Below are 18,940 nucleotides of genomic sequence, written 5' to 3'. Positions count from 1 at the left end.
GCAAAAACGACTGGGGTATTGCTCAAAACGTCAACACGCGATAACCAGGCCGCTGGGGCAGCCATAGTGCTGATCCCGGCGCACGCTGCGGCGACCGGCTATCGGCTACAGTGCGGGCGGTAGGCCATCTCCGGCACATTGGTCGCGCTCGGAAAACACCGACTCAACGAAGGACACCCTTGGATGCTCACGACCTATCGCACCCCCATCCGCCCCGAGTGGGTCGACTACAACAATCACCTGCGCGACGCCTTCTACCTGCTGATCTTCAGCTTCGCCACGGATGCGTTGATGGATCGGATCGGCCTCGACCAGGCCGGGCGCGAGCGCAGCGGGCATACGCTGTATACCCTTGAGTGTCATCTGAACTACCTGGCCGAGGTCAAGCTTGGGGCGGAGGTAGAGGTGCGCACGCAGCTGCTGAATCACGACCGCAAGCGGCTGCAGGTCTACCACGGTCTTTATCGGGTTGGTGAGGAACGCCTGCTGGCGGCCAACGAGCAGATGCTGATCAACATCGATCGACAGGCAGGTCGCTCGGCGCCGTTCGATGAGGCGGTGCTGGCGCAGCTGCAGGCGTTGCAAGAGGCGCAGCAGGACTTGCCCAGGCCCATTCACATGGGTCGGGTCATCGGCTTGCCTGGCTGAGGGCGGGAGAGCGCGACCGGGCGTGCAGGGGCAGGTATGCCTCGGCCGCACTGAAACGCTAGCGATATGCTCACCAAAAAAGGGGGAGCCAAAAGGCTCCCCAAAGTGCTCAACATCAGCGTCCTGCAGGCGCCGATCCGCAAGACAAAACAACTGCTAGCGACGGATCAGGCGGCGCTGAACATCTTGTGCGGGTCAATGACGAATTTCTTCGGCACGCCGGCATCGAACTCGCCATAGCCCTGGGGCGCTTGGTCCAGGCTGATCACCTGCACGCCCACCACTTCGGCGATGTTGATGCGGTCCCACATGATTGCCTGCATCAGGGCGCGGTTGTATTTCATGACCGGAGTCTGGCCGGTGTGGAAGCTGTGCGACTTGGCCCAGCCGAGACCGAAGCGGATGCTCAGGGCGCCCATCTTGGCTGCGGCATCCACTGCGCCCGGATCTTCTGTGACGTACAGACCGGGAATACCGATCTTGCCCGCGACCCGAACCACACCCATCAGTGAGTTGAGCACAGTGGCCGGAGCCTCGTGCTTGGCGCCTTCATGGCCATGGCCACGGGCCTCGAAGCCTACGCAGTCAACCGCGCAATCGACTTCCGGCTCGCCCAGCAGGGCGGCGATCTGCTCGTGCAGCGGAGTATCCAGCGACAGGTCGGCGATTTCGAAACCTTGCGCCTTGGCGTGGGCCAGACGGGCCGGGTTGAGGTCACCGACGATGACCACCGCAGCGCCCAGCAGGCGCGCCGAGGCGGCAGCCGCCAGACCGACCGGGCCGGCGCCAGCGATGTACACAGAGCTGCCGGGGCCGACGCCGGCGGTAACTGCGCCGTGGTAGCCGGTGGGCAGGATGTCCGACAGGCAGGTCAGGTCGCGAATCTTTTCCATCGCCTTATCGCGGTTGGGCAGCTTGAGCAGGTTGAAGTCGGCATAGGGGACCAGCACGTATTCGGCCTGGCCACCGGTCCAGTCGCCCATGTCGACGTAGCCGTAAGCGCCGCCGGCACGCGCCGGGTTGACGGTCAGGCAGACGCCGGTGTGCTGTTCCTTACAGGAACGGCAACGGCCGCAGGCGACGTTGAAGGGTACCGAGACCAGGTCGCCGATCTGCAGGTGCTCGACATCGCTGCCTTTCTCGATGACTTCGCCGGTAATCTCGTGACCGAGCACCAGGCCGACCTGGGCGGTGGTGCGGCCGCGCACCATGTGCTGGTCCGAGCCGCAGATGTTGGTGGAAACGACGCGCAGGATCACACCATGCTCGATCTTGCGTCCGCGGGGGTCCTGCATCTTCGGATAGTCGATTTTCTGGACTTCGACCTTGCCTGCGCCGAGGTAAACGACGCCACGATTGTCAGCCATCTGCCTTTCTCCTTTGTTTTTGTGAATACAAGGCGCGACGGGAGGTCACGCGGGCTTGTAGTGGAGCTATCAAATTGCGACTGGGACCTACAGCACCACCGTTCGGTTGGCGTGCAGGAATACCCGGCGTTCGAGGAAATAGCCGACCGCCTTGGCCAGGGTCAGGCATTCGATGTCACGGCCCTTGGCGATCAGGTCTTCGGGATAGTGTGTGTGGTCCACCGGCTCGACGCCCTGGGCGATGATCGGTCCTTCGTCGAGGTCGTTATTGATGAAGTGCGCAGTTGCGCCGACCAGCTTGACGCCTTTCTGGTACGCCTGATGGTAGGGCTTGGCGCCTTTGAAACCGGGCAGCAACGAGTGGTGGATGTTGATGGCGCGCCCGTCGAGCGTGCGGCAGAGCTCGGGTGAGAGCACCTGCATGTAGCGTGCAAGCACCACCAGCTCCGCCCCGCTGTCCTCGACCACCTGTAACACCTGGCGTTCCTGGGCCGGCTTGTCGTGCGGATCGAGCGGGAAGTGGTGATAGGGAATGCCGTGCCAGCGCGCCAGGGGTTCCAGATCCGGATGGTTGGAGACCACCGCGGCGATATCCATCGGCAATTGGCCGATACGCTGGCGGTAGAGCAGGTCGTTCAGGCAATGATCTGACTTGGACACCATGATCACCACCTTGGCCCGGTAGCCCGGCGGTGTCAGCTCGGTATGCATCTCGAACGGCGTGACGCGATCGATCAGGCCGGTGCGGAACTGCGCCTCGTCAAAACCGTCAGGTGCACGGAACTCGACGCGGATGAAGAAGCGGCTGACCAGCCGATCGTCGAAGCTGTGGTGCTCGGTGACGTAGCAGCCCTGTTCGAACAGGTAGCGGGTCACCACGTCGACCGTGCCAAGCAGGCTAGGGCTGTGTGCGGTAAGGATCCAGGTGTCGGGCGTGCGGCTCATGGTGTTCTCCGAATGCTGCACAAACTCAGGTTGGCGCCAAGCGCCGCGCCCGAGGGGCGGCGCCTGCTCTGTTCAGCCTGCAAAGGTTCGCCCTCACGCTTAACGGAGCAGGCTGAAAGTAGTCTCACGCCTCGATCGCCAGCCCGTACTCTGCGCTGGCGTCCTGCAGCCAGAGCCAGATGTAGTCAGCGAAGCTGCGGCGCACCACCAGTTCCCAGACCTCCTCGCCGGTGCGCCGGATCACCAGTTGGCTCTTGGCGAAATGGGTGCCCACCGCCTTGCCCACCGGGAAGTTGCTCGGATGCACGTCGTAGGGCGTCGACTTCATCAGCAGCTCGCGCACCTTTTCGCCGGAGAGTTCGACCAGGGTTTGCCCGCCGCTGACATTGACCACTTGGATGTGCTGGCCGGCCAGCGCGTCGCGCAAGCGCTGTTCGGTGGCGAATTCCTCGCCCTGCGGCACGATCAGCAGCCACTCGTCCGGGCCCATCCACTGCAGCGAGGTCTCGCCGTTGGCCACCAGCGTCAGCGCGACCGGCAGTTCCATTCCGATCGCTTGGTTAACGCCTTTGACGAAGGCCGGGTCGTGTGCATCGCCGCGCAAGGACAGGTGCCCGCGCAGCTTCTTTTCCCGCAGGCGAATGCCGGCGCCGGCGCGGCCCTTGCCGACCAGCTCTTTCAGGCCAGCGTGGTGCAACGGCGATTGCCCTTGGATGTTGTCCGGACGTTGTTTGTACACGTTCACTGCGGTCATGGTTTACCTGCCTGGCGCCCTGGGGCGCCGTAGAATTCCGGGTGTACCGAGTGTGAGGCTGGCGCGCCAGCCTCACGTTCACCTCACACGTTCTGCTGCTCGCCTTTGGGGTCGTAGAACACCGAGCTGACGATCTCGGCCTCGATCACGCTGCCATCGACCAGCGGCGCGTAGACCCGCTCGCCGATGCGCTTGAGGCCGCCCTTGACCAGGGCCATGGCGAAGGAATACCCCATGGCTGCGCTCATGTAGCTGGAGGTCACGTGGCCCACCATGGTCATCGGGATGGGCTGCTTGGGATCGAATACCAGCTGCGCGCCCTCGGGCAGTACCTTCTTCGGATCCAGCGGTTTCAGGCCGACCAGCTGCTTGCGGTTTTCCTTGAGGCAATCCTCGCGGTTCATGCCACGCCAGCCGATCCAGGAGAACGGCTTGGTACGGCCGACACACCAGCCCATGTTCAGGTCGTCCGGGGTCACTGAGCCATCGGTGTCCTGGCCAATGATGATGAAGCCCTTCTCGGCGCGCAGGACGTGCATGGTCTCGGTGCCGTAAGGCGTCAGGCCGTGCTTCTTGCCCGCCTCGATGACCTGCTCCCACACATCCAGCGCATAGTCAGCCTGGACGTTGACTTCGTAGCTCAGCTCACCGGTGAAGGAGATGCGGAACACCCGTGCCGGAACGCCGCCTACCTTGCCTTCCTTCCAGGTCATGAAGGGGAAGGCTTCCTTGTCCAGATCGATGTCGGTGACCTCGGCCAGCAGCTTGCGGCTGTTGGGGCCGGTCAGCGTCATGGTTGCCCAGTGATCGGTGACCGAGGTGAAGTACACCTTCAGCTCCGGCCACTCGGTCTGGTGGTAGATCTCCAGCCATTCCATCACCCGTGCGGCGCCGCCGGTGGTGGTGGTCATGAGGAAGTGGTTGTCGGCAAGGCAGGCAGTCACGCCGTCGTCGAAGACCATGCCGTCTTCCTTGCACATCAGGCCGTAACGGGCTTTGCCCACATCCAGCTTGGTCCAGGCGTTGGTGTAGACGCGGTTGAGGAACTCGCGCGCATCCGGGCCCTGGATATCGATCTTGCCCAGGGTGGAGGCATCGAGAATGCCCACTTCGTTACGCACGGCCAGGCACTCGCGGGCCACCGCGGCATGCAGGTCTTCACCCTTCTTGGGGAAGTACCAAGGACGCTTCCACTGGCCGACGTCCTCGAACTCGGCACCGTTCTCCAGGTGCCATTTCTGCATGGCGGTGTAGCGCTTGGGCTCGAACAGCTCGCCACAGTGACGACCGGCGACGGCACCGAAGGTGACCGGGGTGTAGTTCGGGCGGAACATCGTCGTGCCCATCTGGGCGATGCTGATGCCCATCGAATGGGCGGCAATGGCCAGGCCGTTGATGTTGCCGAGCTTGCCCTGGTCGGTACCGAAACCCAGAGCGGTGTAGCGCTTTACATGCTCGACCGACTCGAAGCCTTCGCGGGTGGCGAGCACGATACCCGCCGCGGTGACATCGTTCTGCAGGTCAACGAACTGCTTGGGCGCACGCTCAGTGGGCTTTTCATGGGGCACCTGGAACAGCGCGACGCTCGCTTCCTGGACGCGTTGTTCGACCTTCGGCAGGTTGCTGGTGACCGCCCCGAAGCCAGTGTCGGCGGCTGCCTTGGCACCGGCCTCGAAGCCATCGGCGAGGGCATCGCCGAGGACAAACACGCCATTCACCGCGCCAGCGCAGCTGCGCTGCTGGAAGCCCTCGCCGGGAACGAAGGCAAGAATGTCTTCGCGCCAGGTCGGACGCCCACCAAGGTGAGAGGCGAGATGGACCACGGGGCTGTAGCCGCCGGAGCTGGCAATCAGGTCGCAATCGACCACTTCGCCTGAGCTGGTGACTTTGTGGCTGGCGATATCGATTGCACAGATGCGTGCGCCAGTGACCCGCTTGCTACCGCGCGCTTCGACCACTGCGCTGCTGGCGAGAATGCGTACGCCGCGCCGGCGTGCTTCCTCGACCCAGGCACCACGTGGATTGCTGCGCGCATCGGCAACGGCAACCACCTGATGGCCCGCGTCCAACCAGTCGAGCACCACACGGTAGGCGTAATCGTTTGTGGTCGACAAAACCAGCTGACGGCCAGGCGCCACGCCATAGCGGCGCACGTAGGTGGAAACCGCATCGGCGAGCATGTTGCCGGGCACGTCGTTGTTCGAATAGACCAGTGGACGCTCATGGGCGCCGGTCGCCAGCACCACACGCTTGGCCCTTACGCGGTGCATGCGCTGACGGACGATTCGCTGTCCAAACGCCCCCATGGGCGCTACCTCACCGAGGTGGTCGGCCAGGCGCTGGTGAATGGTGAGGAAGTTGTGGTCGTGGTAGCCGGTCACGGTAGCGCGCGGCAACAGCGTCACTTCCGGCATTGTTTCCAGTTCGGCGATGGCGCTGGCGGCCCAGTCGGCAGCGGGCTTGTCGTCGAGCGTCTCGCGTGTGGCGAGCAGGCTGCCTCCAAACTCTTCCTGCTCGTCGGCCAGGATCACCCTTGCGCCACTGCGACCGGCGGCGAGCGCCGCGGCCAGACCAGCAGGGCCGGCACCGACCACCAGCACGTCGCAGTGCTGGTTCAAGTGATCGTAGCTGTCCGGATCATTGGCCAGGGGTGCGCGCCCCAGGCCTGCGGCCTTACGAATGTACTTCTCGTAGGTCAGCCAGAGGTTCTGCGGGTACATGAAGGTCTTGTAGTAGAAGCCGGGCGGCATCATCCCGCCGCCGACCTTGCCGAGAATGCCCATCAGGTCGGTGTTGACACTCGGCCAGCCGTTCACGCTGTTGGCGGTCAGGCCGGCGTATAGCGCTTGCTGAGTGGCACGTACGTTGGGGATCTGCGCAGCTTCGGTACCACCGAGCTGCAGCACGGCATTTGGCTCCTCGGCGCCAGCGGCGACGATACCGCGCGGACGTGAGTACTTAAAGCTGCGACCCACCACATCGACACCGTTGGCCAGCAACGCAGCGGCCAGGGTGTCACCGACGAAGCCCTGATAGGTTTCGCCATTGAAGCTGAAGGTCAGGGGCTGGCCGCGGTCGATGCGGCCACCCTGGGAAAGACGATTGACCTGGCTCATGCCGTTACTCCTTGGTCGACAGCCTTCTTCGCAGCGAGCGAAGCCTCGGTCACGCTGGGCTGCTCGCCGATCTTGTAGGTTTCTAGAATTTCGTAGCTCACCGTGTGACGGGTGACGTTGAAGTACTGGCGGCAACCCGCAGCGTGGATCCACAGCTCGTGGTGGATGCCGCGCGGGTTGTCGCGGAAGAACAGGTACTCGCCCCATTCCTCATCGGTGCAGGCGTTCGGGTCCAGCGGGCGGGGGATGTGGGCTTGGCCGCCGGCGTGGAACTCTTCTTCGGAGCGCAATTCGCCACAGTGAGGGCAGAAAATATGCAGCATGGTCGGTACCTCCAGAAAACCTACATCCCTCCGCCGCCGGCGGAGGGGCACAAAATCAGTGTGCGACCCCAGCCGCGCCGTGTTCGTCGATCAGCGCGCCGTTGTAGAAGCGCTCGATCGAGAACGCCTTGGCCAACGGGTGCATTTCGCCCTTGGCCAGGCTGGCGGCAAAGACGTGACCCGAGCCCGGCGTGGCCTTGAAGCCGCCGGTACCCCAACCGCAGTTGAAGAACAGGTTCTTTACTGGTGTCTTGGCGATGATCGGGCAGGCGTCTGGGGTGGTATCGACGATGCCGCCCCATTGGCGATTCATGCGCACCCGCGAGAGGATCGGGAACATCTCGACGATCGCCTGCAGCGTGTGTTCGATGGTGGGGTAGGAGCCACGCTGACCGTAACCGACATAGCTGTCGATGCCAGCGCCGATGACCAGGTCGCCTTTGTCCGACTGGCTGATATAACCGTGTACCGCGTTGGACATGATCACGGTGTCGATAATCGGCTTGATCGGCTCGGATACCAGCGCCTGCAGCGGATGGGACTCGATCGGCAGGCGGAAGCCGGCAAGCTTGGCCATGTGTCCGGAGTTACCGGCAGTGACCACGCCGACGCGCTTGCCGCCAATGAAGCCCTTGTTGGTTTCAACGCCGATGCATACGCCGTTTTCCTTGCGGAAGCCGATCACCTCGGTTTGCTGGATCAGATCGACGCCCAGCGCGTCGGCGGCGCGGGCATAGCCCCAGGCAACCGCATCGTGACGGGCAACGCCGCCGCGGCGCTGTAGCGACGCGCCGAGTATCGGGTAGCGGGTGTTCTTCGAGCAGTCGAGGTGGGGGATCATCTCTGCCACCTGCCTGGCATCCACCACTTCGCCGTCGACGCCGTTGAGGCGGTTGGCACTGACCCGGCGCTCGATGTCGCGCATGTCCTGCAGCGTGTGGCCCAGGTTGAACACGCCGCGCTGGGAAAACATCACGTTGTAGTTGATGTCCTGAGACAGGCCTTCCCAGAGCTTCATCGCATGCTCGTAGAGTCGCGCCGATTCGTCCCATAGGTAGTTGGAACGCACGATGGTGGTGTTGCGTGCGGTATTGCCGCCGCCCAACCAGCCTTTCTCGATTACGGCGACGTTCTTAACGCCGAACACTTTCGCCAGGTAATAAGCCGTGGCCAGGCCATGGCCACCGCCGCCGACGATGACTACGTCATATACCGGCTTGGGCTTGGGGTTGCGCCACATGCGCTGCCAGTTTTCGTGATGGCTGAATGAGTGCTTGAGCAGGCCGAAGCCGGAATAACGTTGCATGTCGAATGCTCCTGAAAAACGACCGCCTCGAAGCGGTTTTGCGACTCGTAGCGGGGTCACCCCCTCAGCGATCCACTAACAACTGGCGGTGGAAGGCAGCAGCGCCTTCCACCTCACGAATCAGCGGTACACCGGATAGTCGGCGCACAGCCCGGCGACCTGGCGAGCCACCTGGGCCTCGACATCGTCATCACCGAGGTGATCGAGGATGTCGCAGATCCAGCCCGCGAGCTCGACGCTCTGGTCTTCCTTGAGTCCTCGGGTGGTGATGGCCGGTGTTCCGATCCGTAGCCCGGATGTGACGAACGGCGATTGCGGGTCGTTGGGTACGGCGTTCTTGTTGACGGTAATGCCGGCGCGACCTAGTGCAGCGTCTGCGTCCTTACCGGTGATGCCCTGCTTGATCAGACTGACCAGAAACAGATGGTTATCGGTACCGCCGGAGACCACGTCGAAGCCACGTTCGATGAATACCTTGGCCATGGCCTGGGCGTTAGTGATCACCTGCTGCTGGTAATCCTTGAAACCAGGCTCCAGCGCTTCCTTGAAGCACACCGCCTTTGCCGCAATGACGTGCATCAGCGGGCCGCCTTGAGCACCCGGGAAGACCGCAGAGTTGAGCTTCTTCTCGATATCGGCATTGGCGCGGGCCAGAATCAGGCCGCCCCGCGGGCCACGAAGGGTCTTGTGGGTGGTGGTTGTGACCACGTCGGCAAACGGAATCGGGTTCGGATAAAGGCCGGCGGCCACCAGGCCTGCCACGTGGGCCATATCGACGAAGAGCAATGCACCGACCTTGTCGGCGATGGCGCGGAACCGCGGGAAGTCCAGGGTCTTCGAGTAGGCAGAGAAGCCGGCAACGATCATCTTCGGCTTGCTCTCGACCGCGAGGCGCTCGACCTCGTCGTAGTCGATCAGGCCGGTGTCGGTGTTGATGCCGTACTGAACGGCGTTGTACAGCTTGCCGGACGAGCTGACCTTGGCACCGTGGGTCAGGTGGCCGCCATGGGCTAGGCTCATGCCGAGAATGGTGTCGCCTGCGTTGAGCAGCGCCAGGTAGACGGCGCTGTTGGCCGAGGAACCCGAGTGCGGCTGGACGTTGGCGAAATCGGCGCCGAACAGTTGCTTGGCGCGATCGATGGCCAGCTGCTCGACCTTGTCGACGTGCTCGCAACCACCGTAGTAACGCTTGCCCGGATAGCCTTCGGCGTACTTGTTGGTTAGCCCGCTGCCCTGGGCCTGCATCACGCGCTTGCTGGTGTAGTTTTCCGAGGCGATCAGTTCGATGTGATGTTCCTGACGCGTTTCCTCGGCATCCATCGCCGCCAGAAGTACGTCGTCATAGCCCTGGATTTTGTCTTGCTTGCTGAACATCGCGGATCTCCTAAAGGCGCAACGGCGCCATTCGCCTCGGTTAAGGCCTTGGTGTGTCTGGATGCGATGGTAGGGCTGGGCCTTGCCGGGAAGATGCCTGCCTGCGTCTTGCGGGAGTTCGTTTGCGACATGCTGTCGTCGCTCTCGGAAATCTCGCGCAAGTAATCGGTCGCGCACGCCGGCTGGCCGTTTGTGCGCGCCGATTGCGCAGCGGAGTAGTCGCTTGTGCGTTGGGTTGGATGGGGTAAAGCAGGGGCGACGAGGGTCGCGATGGGGCAGGGGTGAGGTGTCAGAGGGGCCGATTGCGAGGTGATGCGCTGGCTGTGGCCGGCGAATCAGCCAGTCGAACAGGTCGCTTCTCTGAGCGACCTGCGTGATGAACCGGCGCTACGCTGCCTGTCGATTGCAGCGCAGCGGCCGGGGTCGTGCTGGGGATGCTGCGCGGGGGGACTGGCTCCGCCCGTGCAGCCCTGGCTCAGTAGTCGATGACCACGTCGCCCTGTGGCACGCTGCAGCACGACAGGATATAGCCCTCGGCCACGTCCTCATCGGTGATGCCGCCGTTGTGCTCCATGACCACCTCGCCGGAGGTCTTCAATACCTTGCAGGTACCGCAGATGCCCATACCGCAGGCCTTGGGGATGTGCAGGCCGAGCTGCGCGGCGGCCGAGTGGACGGTGTCGCGCGGGCCGACGCGAATGCTCTTGCCGGTCGCGGTGAACTCCACCTGATTCAGGTCGGCAAGCGGTACATCGGGCGCCTCGGCTGCCTGTTCGGCCAGTTCCTTGACGTCTTCGCGCACGTCTGCCGGCGTCGCACCGAAGGACTCCTCGTGATAGTGCTGCATGTCGAAGCCATTGGCCTGCAGCAGTCGCTTGACCGCGTTCATGTACGGGGTCGGTCCGCAGCAGAAGATCTCCCGGTCGGCGAAGTCCGGCGCGATCAGCTCCAGCATGCGCTGGTCGAGGTAGCCGCGATAACCGGCCCAGGCCTCGCCCATGCCGTGTTTCTCGCAAATGATGTGCAGGCTGAAGTTGTTGACCCGCGAGGCCATGTGCTCCAGCTCGCGGTGAAAGATGATGTCCTTCGGCGAGCGCGCGCTGTGGACGAACACCATGTCGACGTTGGCATTGGTGTCGAAGTACCAGCGGGCCATCGACATGACCGGTGTGATCCCGACTCCGCCGGACAGAAAAAGGGCTTTCTCTGTCGGGAAGTCGATGGCGTTGAACAACCCGACGGGGCCGTGCACCGGTAGCTGATCACCCTCACTGAGGTTGTCGTGCAGCCAGTTGGATACCTTGCCGCCGGGGATGCGCTTGATCGTCACCGAGAAGCTGTAAGGCACCGAGGGTGAGCTGGCGATGGTGTAGGAACGCATCACCTGCTGCCCGTCGATTTCAAGCTCGAGGGTCACGAACTGGCCCGGCTTGAAAAAGTACATGATTGGTTGATCGGACATGAAACAGAAGGTGCGGACATCCCAGGTTTCCTGGATCACCTTCACGCAGCGCACCAGATGGCGGCCGTTGGTCCATGTCTGGGTATTGACCGGATTGAGGAAATTACTGGACATGCTCACCTCGATTGCGCGCTGCTACATCGACCCGTTGGGCCCCTTTGCGGGGACTGCGACTGCACGCCGCATAGCCCTCATGGCACAGAATTGTGCGTAACGCGCCGCGGCGTCACTTACCTACCCGCGACATCGGCATGCTTATCGCGACCAGCCCGATGTCATGGGCGTTTGCGCGTCGGAAACTGATGCGCGCCTGTCGCCCATGGATAAGGTTTGCCTCTTGCGCCGCGACACACTCGGTCCCAGCCGAGCAGGGGGGTGATTCGCTGGAGCCGCTTCTCTATTTGACGGCGCTAATACTGTCCGGCTCGCCGCCTTGCGTCTTAACCGAATAGCCACTTTTGTCGCCAGCCACAGACGCCTGCAAGGCGCGGCCGGCTTGAGGAGCAACCGATGGATGTCACTTCCAACCTGAGCCTGGGCGATCCACTCGAAGCCGCGCGCAAAGCCACGGCCGAGATGTTGCAGGCACGCGAGCCGAGTTTTTCTCTGGCGCAGCCGTTCTATAGCGATGAACGCCTGTTCCAGATCGACATGCAGGAGATCTTCCATAAGGAATGGTTGATCGCCGGCATGACCTGCGAAATACCAGCGAAGGGCAACTTCCTGACCTTGCAGATCGGCACCAATCCAATCCTGGTCGTGCGCGGTGCGGAAGGTGCGGTCCATGCCTTCCATAACGTCTGCCGTCATCGTGGTTCACGGCTGTGCACCAGCGACAAGGGCAAAGTTGCCAAGCTGGTGTGCCCCTACCATCAGTGGACCTACGAGCTGGACGGTCGGCTGCTGTTCGCCGGCACCGAGATGGGCGCTGACTTCGATCTCAACCAGTACGGGCTGAAGCCGGTGCAGTGCAAGACGGCTGGCGGCTACATCTTCATTTCCCTGGCCGAGAACCCGCCAGCGATCGACGACTTCCTGGCCACCCTGTCGCATTACATGGAACCGTACGACATGGAGAACGCCAAGGTGGCGGTGCAGAGCACCCTGGTGGAAAAGGCCAACTGGAAGCTGGTGCTGGAAAACAACCGCGAGTGCTACCACTGCAACGGCGCGCACCCGGAATTGCTCAATACCTTGCTGGAGTGGGACGACGTCACCGATCCACGGGCCAGCCAGGCGTTCAAGGATCACGTCGCTGATTCCGCCGCCAAGTGGGACGCCGAGAAGATTCCCTATGCTCACGCCAGCTTTGGCCTGCGTAACCGCATCGTGCGCATGCCGTTGCTCAAGGGCACGGTCTCGATGACCATGGACGGCAAGCAAGGCAGCAAGAAACTCATGGGTCGCATCCAGAACCCCGATCTTGGTTCCATGCGTATTCTCCATCTGCCGCATTCCTGGAACCACTGCATGGGCGATCACGTGATCGTCTTTACCGTGTGGCCGATCAGCGCCCAGGAGACCATGGTTACCACCAAGTGGATCGTCCACAAGGACGCGGTCGAAGGTGTCGACTACGACGTGGCGCGCCTGCGTCAGGTGTGGGACGCGACCAACGACCAGGACCGTCGCCTCGCGGAAGAGAACCAGCGCGGAATCAACTCGACGGCCTATCAGCCCGGCCCTTACTCGAAGACCTACGAGTTCGGTGTGGTCAACTTCATCGACTGGTACAGCGAGCGCATGCTGAACAACCTCGGCGCCGAGCCTGCGAGCTACCTGAAGCAGATCAACGAGTAAGCGCTGGCGTTATCCGGTGGCGTGCCTGCCTGCTGGCGGGTGCGCTACCGGTACTTCCTGGTTGCGATGAGATTCATCTCGCCGATGAACAGAAGGTCGCCAGCGGTATTGCGCTGGGCGATGGGGAACGCCGGACCGAGCGGCAAACCGGCGTTTCTCGAGCGCCTGAGCGCTGCCAATGCGAAGTGTTGTACGGTCAGTCCGCCAGCTCGTAGCGGTCACGGCCGTTGCGCTTTGCCCGCAGCAGCGCCACGTCGGCGCGGTTGATGGTGCTCGAATAGTTTTCATCGGCTCTTAGCTGCGCCATGCCCAGGCTCACCGTGACCGACAACGAGTCGTCATTGACGCGCACCCGCAGCTTGGCGACGGCTTCACGCAAACGCTCGATCACCCGGACCGCGTTTTCGGTGGAGGTCTCCGGCATCAACAGGAGGAATTCTTCGCCGCCCCAGCGGCCGCAGAGGTCATGCTCGCGTATCTCCGCCTCCATCACCCGCACCACTTCCATCAGCACGTTGTCGCCCACTTCGTGCCCGTAATCATCATTGATGGCCTTGAAGCGGTCGATGTCGACCATGACCACACACAGCGGCCGCGAATAGCGCTTGGCCCGTTCGGTTTCTTCACGCAATCGCTCGGTGAGCAAGCGCCGGTTGGCGATGCCGGTAAGGGCATCATGGGTAGAGGCTTCTTTCAGAGCGATGTTCAGATCACGCAAAATCGTCTGATAGCGATCGGAAATGCGTGCGACTTTCTCCAGCTGTCGGAGCTGCTTGTCGAAGCGTGCCGAGAGGGTCATTTCGCGGTCACGCACGATGCTCTGGTACCCGTCAGAAACTCGGGCAATCCGTTCGATGCGGTTGAGTAGGCTGTGGTGTGCTTCCCACAACTGGCTCAGCGTTTCATGCAGTGGATGGCCTTGGTTCTGTGGATCGGACAGCGATTCCACAACCTGGCTTTCCAGCGGATTCTGTCCGCGCATAAGAACCTTCTAATCGTGGCTGAGGATCATGAATGGAAAGGTGCAGTCTTCCTTGAACTCTTCGGCCAACTCCACCACACGCTCGTTGCGGCGATCATAGTGCCAGTTGACGGCCACCGCCTTTCCCTCTTGATGGGCGGCCTCGAGCATGTCGAAGATGTCCATCACGGCCTTGATGCTGCTGGTATTGAGGTACAGCAGATGCAGTTCCAGGCGCAGCGGACGGCCGGCTTCCGCCAGGTAGCCTTCGATCCACTCGATGACTTGGTGGAACAATTCATAGGAGTTTTCCGGGTAGGAGTCGCCTTGCATGGCGAGCACGCCGTTTTCCCAGTCGGACTGAATGGATGGCGATGACTGGCTGCCGGCGATGGAGAAATCATTCATGTGCAGTTGGCTCTTGTAAGTCAGATGACCGCGCTCAGGCTGATGAACGAGCGGCCGTTGGCGACGGTTTGCAGCGACGCTTTCAGCGGTTCGCTGGATTTGCGGGCAATGTCGATCAGGCCGAGTCCTGCGCCGCTGGCACTGTTGTCTTCGCGTGGCTTGCGCAACTGTTCTTTGTAACGAGCCTTGAGTTGCGCCTTGTCCAGGCGGGCCAGCTCTTCGATGCTGGCGATCAGGGCTTCGCCATCGGCCGTTTCGATCAGGTTGCCGGCGGACACCACATAGCGGCCGTCGGCATCGTTGCGTGCGACCACGACCGTGGCGCCCGCTTCCTGGTCGGCCCAGTTACGGACCTTGGCGTAGTGGCGGATGTTCTGGGTCATCTCGATGTAGACCGCAAAAACATCCATTGCCGACGATGGGTTGGCATGATCAGCGGCGAGGTAGTTACGCAGCGCATTGCCGATTTCCTCGATCAGGCTGCGCGAGATCGGGCCGTTGAAGCACAGCATGATCTGCTGTCGGTTGTAGCTTTCGCGCATGGCGAACAGGTCAAGGGTTTCCATGGGGCAACTCAACTCCGGTGGATGGCGCTCAATCGAAACGGAAACACAACATCGTAATGTCGTCACGCTGGGGGTAATCGCCCTGATACTCGTCCAGGGTCGCTTTGAACGCCGCACCCTGTTCGCCCATAGGGAGGCGGGCATGCCGCAGGATCATCTCGGCGAAGCGGCTGTTGCCGAATCCATAGCCCAGCTCACCACCCGCCTGATCGAGGAAGCCATCGGTGGCCAGGTAGAAGGTTCGCCCGGGCTGCAACTCTACCTCAGCATTCTGATATTCGCCGATGCGTCGGTCGCCGATGGCGCGGCGCCCGGCTGGTAATTCGTCGAGGCGTTCGCCATCGCTGTAGTAGAGCGCGATCTTGGCGCCAGCATAGACCACCAGACGACGCTGGAAGTCGACGTAGGCGAGGCCCACATCCATGTTGGTGGCGAGGGCGTGTTGGGTTGAGTCGTCACGCAGCATCTTGCGCACGATGCCATCGGTACGCGCGAGGACGGCGGCTGGGTCGGCGGGCCCGGCGTCGGCAATTGCCTGTTCGATTGCGGCATGAGCGAGCATGGTCATCAGCGCGCCGGGCACGCCATGGCCGGCGCAGTCGACCACGCCGAGCAGGCAACCTTGCTCGGTGGCGCGATAGACGTAGAAGTCGCCGCCAACCACGTCGCGGGGATGCCAGAGCACGGCGTGGCGTTCGTCGAGGTCGGCCACCAACTGGCGCTTGGGCAGGATGGCGTGCTGGATCAGGCTGGCGTAGTCGATCGAGTCGTCGATCTTTTTATGTGCGGCGGCCATGTCGCGGTTGGCCTGCTGCAACTCCCGCGTGCGCTCGTTGACACGACTTTCAAGCTCGCTGGTGTGGCTATGGATTTTCAGCGCCATGCTGCGAAACGCAGCGCTAAGCTCGCCGATCTCGTCATCCCGATCGGTCGGCAGCGGCGCGTTGTATTGTCCAGCGGCGATAGCCTGGGCGCTCTTGCGCAGTTGCCGCAACGGGCTCAGCACACGGCGATCGACCAGCCAGGCGCCAACTGCAATCAGCAGCAGCAACAGCAGCAATACAGCACCGAGGGCGGGTAGCAGGGGCTTCAGCTCGATGACTTGGGCGGTTCGCAGATCCACGGCGCTGGCGACGAACCATTGCAGTTCCGGAATCCAGGTCAGGGCCAGCAGGCGAGGCTCGCCATCGAGGCTCACCTTCAACGTGGCCGTCTCGCCAGGATGTTCGCGGCCGTAGCTCATCGCCTGGCGCAGCGCCTTGGCCTGGTCGATATCGTCGAGCAGGCCAAGCAGGCTAGTGGACAGCGAGCGACCCTGCGAGGTGTCGGCGTTCAGGGTGACGAGATTATGGTTGGGGTGGACCAGGATCGAGCCGTGGCTGTCGAGCACCATCGACTCGACGCCGGTCTTGTCTTCTTCGATGAACTGGGTGACGAACGCGTTCAGGCTGATCCCGGAGCCGACGATGCCGAGCGGGCGACCGCCATCACGGACCACGATGTTGAACCAGATCTTCAGGTCGCCGCTGACGGCCGAGCGGTCGACATTGAGATGATAGGGCGCGTCCGAACGCAGGGTCACATAGAACCACTCGTCTTCCGGCGCATCGGGCTTCATCTCATAGCGGGGCGCCTTGCTGGGAGGTTGTTGGTCGTCGTTGGAGTAGTAGCGATTGGAGGCTGCCGATGCGGCGAAGTAGGAGTGGTCACTGAGTGCCCGCTGATAGCCAGCCGCTTCGCGGAAAAATAACTCTCGCTTGACCGGATCATTCTCATCGAGCAGCCAGGCGCGGGTAATCTCTGATTCCGCCAGCCGCTGCGCCAGCGCCAGTTCCCGCGTGACCGGTGCGAACAGTCGTTCACGGTTGAGCTGAACCACGTTGCGCGCATAGGCTTCGCCAAAGCGGCTTTGCACGCCCTGCAATGCTTCGCGGCCAACCAGTACAGCCACCCCGATTGCCAGCAGGAAGGTCAATAGCAACGCCAGCAGTGATTTGCCGCGTAATCCCAGTGCTGCCATGGTGACCGTGACCTTCCCTTGCGATTGCTGCCGACCTGACAGCCAAGTGTCGTGCCAAGCGTCGAAAAAGTGCGATTATCCGGTATTGGGCAAGTTGCCACCAGAGGCGCTTCGCCACACAAAAACGGAGCCTTTCGGCTCCGCGGTTGATGCTACTGGGCAAGCTTCTTGTATTTCACCCGATGCGGCTGGGAGGCGGCATCGCCGAGGCGCTTCTTGCGATCGGCTTCGTACTCGGTGTAGTTACCTTCGAAGAACACGATGCTGCCGTCATCCTCATAAGAAAGGATGTGCGTGGCGACGCGGTCGAGGAACCAGCGATCGTGGGAGATCACGATGGCGGCGCCGGGGAAATCCAGCAGCGCCTCTTCGAGTGAGCGCAAGGTTTCCACGTCGAGGTCATTGGAGGGTTCGTCGAGCAGCAGTACGTTGGCGCCTTCTTTGAGCGTCAGCGCCAGGTGCAGGCGACCGCGCTCACCGCCGGAGAGATCCTTGACGAACTTCTGCTGGTCACCGCCCTTGAAGTTGAAACGCCCTACGTAAGTGCGTGACGGAACTTCGTAGTTGCCGATACGGATCATGTCGGCGCCGTCGGACACTGCTTCCCACACGCTCTTGCTGCCGTCGAGATCTTCGCGGCTCTGATCGACACAGGCCACCTGCACCGTATCGCCAATCTCGATGCTGCCCGAATCCGGCTGTTCCTTGCCCATGATCATGCGGAACAGCGTCGACTTGCCCGCACCGTTGCCGCCGATCACGCCAACGATGGCGCCCTTGGGCATGCTGAACGAGAGGTCGTCGATCAGTACCCGATCGCCGTAGCCCTTGGTCACGTTGTGGAAGTCGATGACCTTGTCACCCAGGCGCGCACCGGCCGGAATGTAGATCTCGTTGGTTTCGCTGCGCTTCTGGAATTCCTGCGACTGCAGTTCCTCGAAGCGTTGCAGACGGGCTTTGGACTTGGCCTGGCGAGCCTTGGCGCCTTTACGCACCCACTCCAGTTCTTCCTTCATGGCCTTTTCATGGGCCGATTGCTGCTTGGATTCCTGCGCCAGGCGGTTAGATTTGGCTTCCAGCCAGCCGGAGTAGTTGCCCTCGTAGGGGATGCCCTGGCCGCGGTCGAGTTCGAGGATCCAGCCGGCGACGTTGTCCAGGAAGTAGCGATCGTGGGTGATCGCGACGACGGTGCCGGTGAAGTCGTGGAGGAAGTGTTCCAGCCAGGCCACCGAGTCGGCGTCCAGGTGGTTGGTTGGTTCGTCCAGCAGCAGCATGTCGGGGGCCGAGAGCAACAGACGGCACAGCGCCACGCGGCGCTTTTCGCCACCGGACAGATGCTCGACCTTGGCGTCCCATGGCGGCAGGCGCAGGGCGTCGGCGGCGACTTCCAGCTGGCGCTCGAGGTTGTGGCCGTCGCTGGCCTGCAGGATCGCTTCGAGCTTGGCTTGTTCGGCGGCCAGCTTGTCGAAATCGGCATCCGGCTCAGCGTAGGCGGCGTAGACTTCGTCCAGGCGCGCCTGGGCATCCTTGATGCTGCTGACGGCTTCTTCCACGACTTCGCGAACCGTCTTGTTCGGGTCGAGCTCCGGCTCCTGCGGCAGATAGCCGACATTCAGCTCGGGCATCGCCCGCGCTTCGCCGTCGAATTCTTTATCGACCCCGGCCATGATCTTAAGCAGGGTGGACTTGCCCGAACCGTTGAGACCCAGCACACCGATCTTGGCGCCGGGGAAGAAGGACAGGGAAATGTTCTTGAGAATTTCACGCTTCGGTGGAACGACTTTGCCGAGCCGATGCATGGTGTAGACGTATTGAGCCATGGAGACGAGTGCCCGTGACGAGGAAAAAGTGAGGCGAATCCCGCCGCTGTGGGCGGGTCGAACCGAACTC

The 18,940-nt window shown here is 62.3% G+C and carries 15 protein-coding genes; 2 read left to right on the top strand and 13 right to left on the bottom strand.

Annotated features, from left to right (window positions below; translation table 11 throughout):
* Nucleotides 1-183: 183 nt before the first annotated feature.
* Complete coding sequence (locus ACQKEK_RS19230; RefSeq protein WP_499143307.1) at nucleotides 184-648, top strand: thioesterase family protein; 465 nt, start codon at nucleotides 184-186, stop codon at nucleotides 646-648.
* Between the two features lie 167 nt (nucleotides 649-815).
* Here ACQKEK_RS19230 and fdhA read toward each other — a convergent pair whose 3' ends face one another.
* From fdhA to gbcB, 8 genes are all read right to left on the bottom strand, one after another.
* Entirely contained in the window at nucleotides 816-2,015 is a 1,200-nt protein-coding gene (fdhA, locus tag ACQKEK_RS19225; protein WP_064481454.1) for a formaldehyde dehydrogenase, glutathione-independent, read from the bottom strand.
* Between the two features lie 87 nt (nucleotides 2,016-2,102).
* On the bottom strand, nucleotides 2,103-2,960 hold the full coding sequence (purU, locus tag ACQKEK_RS19220; protein ID WP_499143309.1) for a formyltetrahydrofolate deformylase: 858 nt from the start codon (nucleotides 2,958-2,960) through the stop codon (nucleotides 2,103-2,105).
* 124 nt (nucleotides 2,961-3,084) lie between these two features.
* The gene (locus ACQKEK_RS19215; protein WP_499143311.1) at nucleotides 3,085-3,714 is read right to left on the bottom strand and encodes a sarcosine oxidase subunit gamma; all 630 of its coding nucleotides are present in this window, start codon (nucleotides 3,712-3,714) and stop codon (nucleotides 3,085-3,087) included.
* Between the two features lie 83 nt (nucleotides 3,715-3,797).
* The gene (locus ACQKEK_RS19210; protein ID WP_499143313.1) at nucleotides 3,798-6,830 is read right to left on the bottom strand and encodes a sarcosine oxidase subunit alpha; all 3,033 of its coding nucleotides are present in this window, start codon (nucleotides 6,828-6,830) and stop codon (nucleotides 3,798-3,800) included.
* The gene (locus ACQKEK_RS19205; RefSeq protein WP_101152642.1) at nucleotides 6,827-7,153 is read right to left on the bottom strand and encodes a sarcosine oxidase subunit delta; all 327 of its coding nucleotides are present in this window, start codon (nucleotides 7,151-7,153) and stop codon (nucleotides 6,827-6,829) included. The genes ACQKEK_RS19210 and ACQKEK_RS19205 overlap by 4 nt, the downstream gene beginning before the upstream one ends.
* A 55-nt stretch (nucleotides 7,154-7,208) precedes the next feature.
* A complete protein-coding gene (locus ACQKEK_RS19200; protein WP_064481459.1) occupies nucleotides 7,209-8,459 on the bottom strand; it encodes a sarcosine oxidase subunit beta family protein in 1,251 nt (416 codons plus the stop codon).
* Nucleotides 8,460-8,579: 120 nt separating this feature from the next.
* Nucleotides 8,580-9,833, bottom strand: a complete 1,254-nt coding sequence (gene glyA, locus ACQKEK_RS19195; protein ID WP_499143315.1) for a serine hydroxymethyltransferase — start codon at nucleotides 9,831-9,833, stop codon at nucleotides 8,580-8,582.
* A gap of 475 nt (nucleotides 9,834-10,308) precedes the next feature.
* A complete protein-coding gene (gene gbcB, locus ACQKEK_RS19190; protein WP_064481461.1) occupies nucleotides 10,309-11,409 on the bottom strand; it encodes a glycine betaine monooxygenase reductase subunit in 1,101 nt (366 codons plus the stop codon).
* A gap of 396 nt (nucleotides 11,410-11,805) precedes the next feature.
* Here gbcB and gbca point away from each other — a divergent pair, with 396 nt between their 5' ends.
* Nucleotides 11,806-13,095 carry a glycine betaine monooxygenase oxygenase subunit gene (gene gbca, locus ACQKEK_RS19185; protein ID WP_499143317.1) on the top strand — a complete coding sequence of 430 codons (1,290 nt, stop codon included), beginning with the start codon at nucleotides 11,806-11,808 and terminating at the stop codon, nucleotides 13,093-13,095.
* Nucleotides 13,096-13,291: 196 nt separating this feature from the next.
* Here gbca and siaD read toward each other — a convergent pair whose 3' ends face one another.
* The 5 genes from siaD to ettA form a co-directional block, all read right to left on the bottom strand.
* The gene (gene siaD, locus ACQKEK_RS19180) at nucleotides 13,292-14,077 is read right to left on the bottom strand and encodes a biofilm regulation diguanylate cyclase SiaD (RefSeq protein WP_499143319.1); all 786 of its coding nucleotides are present in this window, start codon (nucleotides 14,075-14,077) and stop codon (nucleotides 13,292-13,294) included.
* 9 nt (nucleotides 14,078-14,086) lie between these two features.
* The gene (siaC, locus tag ACQKEK_RS19175; protein WP_499143320.1) at nucleotides 14,087-14,464 is read right to left on the bottom strand and encodes a biofilm regulation phosphoprotein SiaC; all 378 of its coding nucleotides are present in this window, start codon (nucleotides 14,462-14,464) and stop codon (nucleotides 14,087-14,089) included.
* A 20-nt stretch (nucleotides 14,465-14,484) separates the two neighbouring features.
* Nucleotides 14,485-15,030, bottom strand: coding sequence for a biofilm regulation protein kinase SiaB (gene siaB, locus ACQKEK_RS19170; protein ID WP_499143321.1), 546 nt, complete (start codon nucleotides 15,028-15,030; stop codon nucleotides 14,485-14,487).
* A gap of 28 nt (nucleotides 15,031-15,058) precedes the next feature.
* Nucleotides 15,059-17,050, bottom strand: a complete 1,992-nt coding sequence (siaA, locus tag ACQKEK_RS19165; RefSeq protein WP_499143323.1) for a biofilm regulation protein phosphatase SiaA — start codon at nucleotides 17,048-17,050, stop codon at nucleotides 15,059-15,061.
* Between the two features lie 152 nt (nucleotides 17,051-17,202).
* On the bottom strand, nucleotides 17,203-18,870 hold the full coding sequence (gene ettA, locus ACQKEK_RS19160; protein WP_499143325.1) for an energy-dependent translational throttle protein EttA: 1,668 nt from the start codon (nucleotides 18,868-18,870) through the stop codon (nucleotides 17,203-17,205).
* Between the last annotated feature and the right edge of the window lie 70 nt (nucleotides 18,871-18,940).

The sequence above is a fragment of the Pseudomonas sp. NPDC077408 genome (assembly GCF_050269105.1).
Lineage (GTDB): Bacteria > Pseudomonadota > Gammaproteobacteria > Pseudomonadales > Pseudomonadaceae > Stutzerimonas.
This window is presented reverse-complemented; position numbering and strand designations above follow the sequence as displayed.

Bases quoted from the DNA above. Each gene is read 5' to 3' on its own strand.
- ACQKEK_RS19230 (WP_499143307.1), top strand. From the start codon at position 184: ATGCTCACGACCTATCGCACCCCCATCCGCCCCGAGTGGGTCGACTAC.
- fdhA (WP_064481454.1), bottom strand. From the start codon at position 2,015: ATGGCTGACAATCGTGGCGTCGTTTACCTCGGCGCAGGCAAGGTCGAA.
- purU (WP_499143309.1), bottom strand. From the start codon at position 2,960: ATGAGCCGCACGCCCGACACCTGGATCCTTACCGCACACAGCCCTAGC.
- ACQKEK_RS19215 (WP_499143311.1), bottom strand. From the start codon at position 3,714: ATGACCGCAGTGAACGTGTACAAACAACGTCCGGACAACATCCAAGGG.
- ACQKEK_RS19210 (WP_499143313.1), bottom strand. From the start codon at position 6,830: ATGAGCCAGGTCAATCGTCTTTCCCAGGGTGGCCGCATCGACCGCGGC.
- ACQKEK_RS19205 (WP_101152642.1), bottom strand. From the start codon at position 7,153: ATGCTGCATATTTTCTGCCCTCACTGTGGCGAATTGCGCTCCGAAGAA.
- ACQKEK_RS19200 (WP_064481459.1), bottom strand. From the start codon at position 8,459: ATGCAACGTTATTCCGGCTTCGGCCTGCTCAAGCACTCATTCAGCCAT.
- glyA (WP_499143315.1), bottom strand. From the start codon at position 9,833: ATGTTCAGCAAGCAAGACAAAATCCAGGGCTATGACGACGTACTTCTG.
- gbcB (WP_064481461.1), bottom strand. From the start codon at position 11,409: ATGTCCAGTAATTTCCTCAATCCGGTCAATACCCAGACATGGACCAAC.
- gbca (WP_499143317.1), top strand. From the start codon at position 11,806: ATGGATGTCACTTCCAACCTGAGCCTGGGCGATCCACTCGAAGCCGCG.
- siaD (WP_499143319.1), bottom strand. From the start codon at position 14,077: ATGCGCGGACAGAATCCGCTGGAAAGCCAGGTTGTGGAATCGCTGTCC.
- siaC (WP_499143320.1), bottom strand. From the start codon at position 14,464: ATGAATGATTTCTCCATCGCCGGCAGCCAGTCATCGCCATCCATTCAG.
- siaB (WP_499143321.1), bottom strand. From the start codon at position 15,030: ATGGAAACCCTTGACCTGTTCGCCATGCGCGAAAGCTACAACCGACAG.
- siaA (WP_499143323.1), bottom strand. From the start codon at position 17,050: ATGGCAGCACTGGGATTACGCGGCAAATCACTGCTGGCGTTGCTATTG.
- ettA (WP_499143325.1), bottom strand. From the start codon at position 18,870: ATGGCTCAATACGTCTACACCATGCATCGGCTCGGCAAAGTCGTTCCA.